A 1,626-nucleotide genomic window follows, 5' to 3' on the forward strand; every position below is an offset into this window, starting at 1 on the left:
CTGATCGGGCGCTAACCGGCGTGCCCTTCACAAGCTCTAACCGGGGTCCCTTTTACACGAAAAGGCGGGGTCCCGTTTCCACGGTCATTGACAGTCTCGCTGTCCGGCGAGCCTCGGGTGACACCCTCCGCCACGTAACTTAGTCCGTCGCCCACGACCGCACATATAGCTCCAAAGCCTCATTGCTGGCGCGCGCACGGCTTCAGCCTCTTCCCGGGGCAAGCACCTCTGGGCGTTGGGACGGCGATTGCATAAGACATCCGGAACTTCGCATTAAGTGTCCTTCCGAGCTGCACGGCCCGAAACCTCTTCAATGAGCAGCCGGTAGAAGACGTGCGGCGAGTGGTCGGCGAGGGTTTGGGGCTCGGGGCGCAGAGCACCCGGCTCCCACCAGTTGGCATGCTGGCTCAACAGCTGCCAGGCGCGGTCACGCTCCCTCTTGTGACCGATCCTGTCGGGAAGCTCCTCAAACCTGCCCGTGGCCACCACGCTTCGCCAGCCGCTGTCAGTCGCTTCATCCACCTGGAGGCACACGCGGGGGTTCCGACGCATCCAGTTCAGCTTCTGCCCAGGCATCGTGAAGGAGTAGGCATGTCCGTCAGCATACGAGTAGTAGACCGGAACCACATAAGGCTGGTCGCCGCTGGAACATGCAAGACGAGCGATGCGGGCCTTGCTGATCAAGTCGATGCACTCGTTATGGCTCATGCGGGTGATGATCATCTGGGCGCTCCTCGAGTATCTTCACTTCGCCGCTCAGTGCCCGCGGGATGAAGTGCCCAGCTTCCGCCCAGCGACGGCAGCCGGACATGGAGGCCTTTGGTCCAGCCGAACGGCCGGACGACGTCGAAGAAGCGGTCTACTTCCTGCCGCAGCTTCTCGAAGGGTGGGTGCGGTGCCGCCTTTCCAGAGGGCATCTTATTATTCTGCGCCTTCACGGGGAGCGTGGTTGCTGTTTCAGGCATTGTCATCTCCTGTCTGTTTGGCTCAGTTCAGTGGCCGGAGGTGACCAGCAGGACCGAGAGCTGCTCAACCGGACGGCTGAACGAGAACACCCGCCCCGGTTCCTGTCCTTGATGCGCGTCAAAAGCTCCCGCCCCGGCATCCTTCGGCAAGGCTCGCGAACACAGGTTACTTTTGACGCACCGCAAGGCGCGCAGCGAAGAAGCGATTATCTTCCTCCGCGAGAATCTACTCGATCGGAGGGACGATCATGACCGCGACAGACATCAACACCTGCCCCAAGACAGTGCCCGCGAGGACGACGGGGAAGCTGCAGCTGGGGGCACTTACCGCGCTCGTGATCGGTTCCATGGTCGGTTCCGCAGTGTTCGCGCTTCCGCAGAACATGGCCAGCGGCGCCGGCCCGCTCGCGGTGATGATCGGCTGGGGCATCACCGCCATAGGCATGGTGGCGCTGGTCCTCGTCTATCATTCGCTCGCCACCAGGAAGCCCGACCTAGATGCCGGACCGTATGCCTATGCGAAGGCGGGTTTCGGCCCGTTCGTAGGCTTCAACAGCGCCTGGGGATGACCTGCCACTGAGTTTTTCCTCCACCTGGAGTTAGAGTCCGGCCTTGATTGAAGGACGGACAGATGAAGCGGAAGCGGTTTTCGGAAGAGCAG

At 61.9% G+C, this 1,626-nt stretch carries 2 protein-coding genes; one reads left to right on the forward strand and one right to left on the reverse strand.

Annotation, left to right across the window (positions count from 1 at the left end):
• Positions 1–273 precede the first annotated feature (273 nt).
• A complete protein-coding gene (locus tag L630_RS0120590) occupies positions 274–723 on the reverse strand; it encodes a pyridoxamine 5'-phosphate oxidase family protein (protein WP_024850048.1) in 450 nt (149 codons plus the stop codon).
• 490 nt (positions 724–1,213) lie between these two features.
• Here L630_RS0120590 and L630_RS0120595 point away from each other — a divergent pair, with 490 nt between their 5' ends.
• The gene (locus L630_RS0120595; RefSeq protein ID WP_024850049.1) at positions 1,214–1,534 is read left to right on the forward strand and encodes an amino acid permease; all 321 of its coding nucleotides are present in this window, start codon (positions 1,214–1,216) and stop codon (positions 1,532–1,534) included.
• Positions 1,535–1,626 lie beyond the last annotated feature (92 nt).

Origin of the sequence: Aminobacter sp. J41, from assembly GCF_000526635.1 — a bacterium.
Lineage (GTDB): Bacteria > Pseudomonadota > Alphaproteobacteria > Rhizobiales > Rhizobiaceae > Aerobium.